Source organism: Bacillus sp. JJ1521 (assembly GCF_036965165.1).
Taxonomy (GTDB): Bacteria; Bacillota; Bacilli; order Bacillales; family Bacillaceae_L; genus Ferdinandcohnia.
In genome coordinates, this window is the sequence record NZ_JBALOX010000142.1 from 401 (window position 1) to 6,561 (window position 6,161).

Sequence of the window (6,161 nt, forward strand, 5' to 3'; positions counted from 1 at the left end):
CACCTTCATTTACTTCCATTGATACATCACTTAAAGCGGTCGCATGACCATAACTAACTGATAGATTTTGTACCTGCAACAAGCTGGTTCACCTCTTCCCCGCCAAGATAAGCATCAATTACCCTTGGATCGTTTTGAATCGTTTCCGGATTTCCTTCGCAAATTTTCTTTCCAAAATCTAGTACTGTAATATAATCACAAATATTCATGACAATATCCATATGATGCTCAACCAAAATAATAGATAATCCTGAGCTTTTTAGACGTTGGATCACATCCATGATTTTTTCAACCTCTTTTGGACTAGCCCCTGCTGCTGGTTCATCTAAAATAAGTAAGGCAGGTTTTAACGCTAACCCCCTCGCTATTTCAACTAAGCGCTGTTCTCCATATGGTAAGTCTGACGCTTTTTCATGGGCTCTTTTTTCTAAGCCAACAATTCGTAATAAGTCATAGGCTTTTTGTGCATAGTATTGCTCTTCTTTAGATACCTGACCTAGATATAATAGGTTTTTAAGGAATCCTGTTTTGAAGTGACGATGAAAACCAACCATGACATTTTGTAAAACGCTCATGTCTTCAAACAATTGTAGGTTTTGGAATGTTCTCGTAATCCCTTCTTGTGCGATACGATTCGGAGCAAATTTTGTGATGTTTTTTCCTTTCCAAAGCATGTTTCCACCAGTCGGCATATAGACTCCACTTAGAATATTAACTGTGGTGCTTTTACCCGAACCATTTGGACCAATGATTCCATGGACAGTTCCAGCTAAAACCTCGATTTCAAGTTCGTCAATTGCTTTTAATCCACCAAAATGCATAGAAATATTTTTGAGATCTAGCACTTTACCATTAATTCCTTCAGGTAAATCTAATGTTGCCTTTCTATCATCATGTAAGATTCCTAATTTAGTATTAACTTTCTTACTAGAAAACTTTTTAAAGAAAGTAAGATTGTTGAAGGCACCCACGATACCATCGGGTAAAAGGATAAGTGCGATTAATAATATTCCACCAAAGATCATTAAGTGGTAATCTACAAAGTTGTGCAGGAATTGCGGTAACCCTACAATAATCGCTGTACCTATAATTGGGCCTATCTTTGTTCCTGAGCCTCCGATAATAACCGCAATAAGGAACATAATCGATAAATTCAAATCAAACGTTGTACTACTAATAAACTGATTTTGAAAAGCGAACAGCCCTCCTCCTATACCCGCTAAAAAGGCGGAAACAGAGAAAGCTAGTATTTTCCAATTCCGAACATTAATCCCTAACACCTCTGATGCAACTTCACTATTTCCAAAAGCAGTGAAGGTCCTTCCAAAACGACCTCTAAAGATATTCGTAGCACCTGCCGTAATGATGATTGCTAAAATACCAATAAACCACAAATATTGAACGGGGCCAAGCTCAAGACCGAAGAGCGAAGGTACAGAAGATCTGATTCCAGCAGGACCACCTGTGACATCAACCCAGCGGTTCGCTATAATACTAACCAATTCTCCAAACGCAATTGTGACCATGGCTAGATAAGGACCTTTCGCTCGTAAGGACAAAAGAGCTACAATCGCTCCAAATACAGCAGCTATCAAGCTAGAGATAACAATGCTTAAGAAGAAATTCAGGTCCGCTTTCATGGTAAGGATGACCGATAAATAGGCTCCAATCGCATAAAATCCTACATGTCCTAAGGAAAGCTGATTGGAGAGTCCAACAAGTAGATTTAACCCAACGATGACAATGTAGGTAATCAAAAATGTCTGTGCGACATGAATGGTATGAGCATTGTTAAAAACCCATGGAAACGCGTAAATGAGGGCGAGTGGGATCACAATTTGATAAATCCACCATTTTGCTTTTATCATATTAAAACTTCTCCTTTACTCGTTTTCCAAATAATCCTTGAGGAAGGACTGCTAATATAACAAGAATTAAAAAGAACGCAGCAGCTTCTTTCATGGATGTACTGTATAAAGTAAAGAGATTTTCTAATACACCTAGTAAAAGACCTCCGATAAAAATACCACGCGGATTCTCGATTCCACCAATAATGGCAACCGCAAATGCTTTTAATCCAAGGAAAAGACCGATAAATGCACCTGGATGTACCATAGGTCCGACTAATACTCCACCTACTCCTGCAAGAAGACCTGCAATGATAAAAGCAATGGAAGCCATTAATCGGGGATTGATTCCCATTAGTGAAGCGGCCTCTCTATTAAAGGCAACCGCTTCAAGTGCCTTTCCAAATAATGATTTCTTTAAGAAGACGTATAGGAGTAACATAATAACTGCAGCACTAACCAGTACAAATAGTTCATGATAGCGGATTTTAAAGACACCTAGGTCTAAAATAGCGCGTCCAAATGGAGATGGGGCCATCAAGACATCTCTTCCCCATATAAGCATAGCTACGTTTCTGACAATCATAGCAACGGCCACAGTACTTAAAATCCAACCAATGGAATGCCAACTTTTCAACGGTCGGATTGCGACCTGTTCCAATGCCCATCCAGAGATACCTAGTACGACGATGACCAATAACAATGATGCTATAAAGGCTATCCAAACACCTCCACCTAAAGCAGTTATTGATGTAAAGGTAGATAATCCTATAAGTGAACCAAGCATGACAAAGTCACCTTGACCAAAGTTCATCGTTTTAGTCGTAATAAACGTAATATAATATCCTTGGGCAATTATCGCATAAATGCTTCCATAAACTAACCCATTAATAATGGCTTTTACTATATCCATTAATTCCAAAGCAAACGCCCCCTTGAGATAAGCTACAAAAAACAAGCTTTGGTGAAAGGATAAATCCTCGTGTGGACTCACCCTTTACACCATTTAAAAAGTGTATATTTAACTCTATTAGTCTGCTGATACGATTTGTAAATCGTCGTTATATTTGGCAATGAATACTTCGTCAATACCAAATGCCTCATGGTTATCCTTGGTGAAAGCTGCTGGTTTAATTGCGGTTACCCCTTCAAAGTCCGTGAATGATTCAATTTGATCACGAATTTTCTCACTATCTAAGCCAACCTTTTTTATTGCATCTAAGATAAGCTTTGCACTGTCATATCCTTGTGCAGTAGCAATAGGAAACACGTCTTCACCATATGTGTCCACTACTTTTTTGTGGAATTTTTTTGCTGCTTCATTTTGATCAATCGTATAAGACTGTACAAAGAATAGATCTTCTTTCACTAGATCCCCAACTAGCTTTAAAACGGTAGGGTCACCTGTAGCCCAAGTCGCGTAGATAGGAGCATCCAACCCTTCATTGAAACGAGCTTCTAGTAACTTTGCAGACTGTGGTGCAAGCCCATAGAAGATAACTGCCTCCACCCCTGCATTATTCATATCACGAATTGAAGGCTCGAGATTCAATTCTTTTGGGTCAAAGGCTGAAATGACAGTGGGTTCCATATTATAGGTTTCTTTCATTTGCTTCACAATATCTTCCCTGCCGCCTTGGCCGTACCCTTCCGTATCATGGATGACACCAAGCTTTGTTAGTCCTTGTTTATCGATAAGTTCCTTTAAAATTGCAGATACTTGAACCCCATCAAGAGGAGCCACTCGGAAAATATAGTTTTTATCAGCATCTTTATACTCTTGTGTGATTTGTGTACCTGTAGCTACTGGTATAACTTCAGGAATCTTTGCGTCTTGCGTAAATTGAATGTGGGCCATAGCATTCCCAGAGTTAGCAGGTCCGATTAAGGCAACAATATTATCTTGATTAATTAATTTTTGAACAATCTCGACGGACTTTTCTGGTTTCGCTTCATCATCATATAAGACTAGATTTGCATTTTGTCCTTCAAAGCCGCCATCATCGTTAAATTCTTTAATAGCTAGCTCGGCACCCCTTTTTACTCCTTCACCAAATAGAGCTGTTCCACCTGACATTGAAATAGCTAAACCTACGTTAAAGGTATCCTTAGCTGAAGAATCCCCTGAATTACTATCACCTGTGGAACCTGTTTCTTCTATCTTTGGACTACATCCTACTAAAATAGTAAATAAGAACATACAACCTACTAGAAAGAATACAGCTGTCTTTTTCAAAATAATTCCCTCCCCTTTTTAATAAACCTCAAATGAATGAAAGAAAAATACCGTTTACTACTATTCTTTCTTATTGGACTGTGTAGCCACCATCAATAACAATCGACTGTCCAGTAATACCTTTTGATTTTTCACTTGCTAAGAAAACCACGTAATCAGAGATTTCTTGGACATGCAATAAGCGCTTCTGTGGTACAAGCGGATAAATGACCTCTTCAAGTACATTCTCTAACTCTACATTTCTAGTCTTTGCTAAGTCCGTTAATTGATTTCTAACGAGTGGAGTGTCTACATAACCAGGACAAATGGAGTTAACGGTGATTCCGTATTCAGCCCCTTCTAACGCTGCTACCTTTGTCAAACCATTGACTCCATGCTTCGCACTATTGTAAGCAGCCTTCCCTGCAAAACCAACTAAACCATTAATAGAGGACATATTTATTACTCGTCCAAATCCTTGTTTTTTCATAATCGGAAATACATGCTTTGTAGCAATAAAAGGACCTGTTAACATCACTTTTAGTATTAATTCAAAGCGTTCAGTAGGAAAATCCTCAATGATAGATACGTGCTGCAATCCTGCATTATTAATTAAAATATCAATTCTTCCATACGTTTTAATGGTATAATTTATTGAAGATATGATTTCTTGTTCCTCGGTTACATCACAACCAATCCCGATAACATCTAAACCTTCATTCTTCATGGTCCCAGCCGTTTCTTTTGCTGTTTCTTCATTCAGATCGCTGATTACTACTCTTGCACCTTCTTTAGCAAATACTTGGGCTAAATCTAGACCTATTCCACTAGCCGCACCCGTAATGAACACGACCTTATTCTCAAATGTTTTTTCTATGCTTTGATTCAAACCAACAATCCCCCCATTGGAATTCTAATTTTTACTCGTCAATAATCATTTGAAGAATATACTTTCATATCCTTTTTCTCCTTTCTGCGAATACTTTTTTACTCTATTTATTAGATTTGCAAAATTCGTGCCAACTATCTGGAAGGATCTCTGAACACCTTGTAAACATTCCATTTCTTTATTTTTTATTAACTCTTTGTTTTATATTTTTTAATTCAGTTTGGTTGATAATTTCGAAAATATAGAAAATCAATAAAAAAACGTTGCAAAAATGCAACATTATTTTTATTAATATAGTCACAGTAGTAAACGCTTACACTTTGTTGCGATAATGCGACATGTCTCGTTATCGCAACACTTATTGGAGTTTTAACAAATCATATTTTTCCATCTTTCGATATAAGCTAGCTCTATGTATGCCAAGAATGTCTGCCGCTTGAGATCGATTTCCTTCACTTGTCTTTAATGCCCGGATGATTGCGGCTTTTTCAGCCCTTTCCACCTCTTCTTCAAGAGAGAAGCAGTAGGATGAAACATCTGTATGCCTTTCAACATGGTCTAATAAATAAGGGGGAAGATGCTCTAAACAAATTTCAGGACCATTATCGGCGATATGAAGAGCACGCTCAATGACATTTTGCATTTCTCTCACGTTACCCGCCCACTTATACCGACGAAATAAATCTTCTACAATTGGGTGAAAGCCACTTATGCTTTTTCCGAGCTCATTATTTAATTGACCCAAAATTAGATGGGCTGTAGTAATGATATCTTTGCCGCGCTCCCTCAAAGGTGGAATCATGATATGAATCACATTAAGGCGGTAATAAAGGTCTTCTCGGAACTCCCCTTTTTTAACCATTTCCTCTAACGGGCGATTTGTTGCTGAAATTAACCTTATATCAATCTGATTAGTCTGACTGCCACCAATTCTTTGAATTTCTTTTTCCTGTAAGACTCGCAATAGCTTTACCTGCATATCTAGAGGCATATCGCCCACTTCATCTAGAAATAACGTTCCGCCTTGAGCCTGTTCAATCTTTCCAGGTTTTCCGCCCTTTTTTGCTCCTGAAAATGCCCCTTCCTCATAACCAAAAAGCTCAGATTCTAATAAATTCGCTGGTATGGCGGCACAATTAAGGCATATAAGTGGTCCCTCAGAACGGTTACTGGCTTCATGAATTGCATGTGCAAACAATTCCTTGCCTGT

The 6,161-nt window shown here is 38.2% G+C and carries 5 protein-coding genes; all 5 read right to left on the reverse strand.

Annotated elements, in window-relative coordinates:
- Positions 1-53: 53 nt before the first annotated feature.
- Entirely contained in the window at positions 54-1,868 is a 1,815-nt protein-coding gene (locus V7147_RS18260) for a branched-chain amino acid ABC transporter ATP-binding protein/permease (RefSeq protein ID WP_335369263.1), read from the reverse strand.
- Position 1,869: 1 nt separating this feature from the next.
- A complete protein-coding gene (locus tag V7147_RS18265; RefSeq protein WP_335369286.1) occupies positions 1,870-2,760 on the reverse strand; it encodes a branched-chain amino acid ABC transporter permease in 891 nt (296 codons plus the stop codon).
- Between the two features lie 117 nt (positions 2,761-2,877).
- A complete protein-coding gene (locus V7147_RS18270) occupies positions 2,878-4,083 on the reverse strand; it encodes an ABC transporter substrate-binding protein (RefSeq protein ID WP_335369264.1) in 1,206 nt (401 codons plus the stop codon).
- 70 nt (positions 4,084-4,153) lie between these two features.
- A complete protein-coding gene (locus tag V7147_RS18275; RefSeq protein WP_335369287.1) occupies positions 4,154-4,939 on the reverse strand; it encodes a 3-hydroxybutyrate dehydrogenase in 786 nt (261 codons plus the stop codon).
- Between the two features lie 370 nt (positions 4,940-5,309).
- On the reverse strand, positions 5,310-6,161 hold an 852-nt coding region (locus V7147_RS18280; protein ID WP_335369265.1), incomplete at its 5' end, for a sigma-54 interaction domain-containing protein.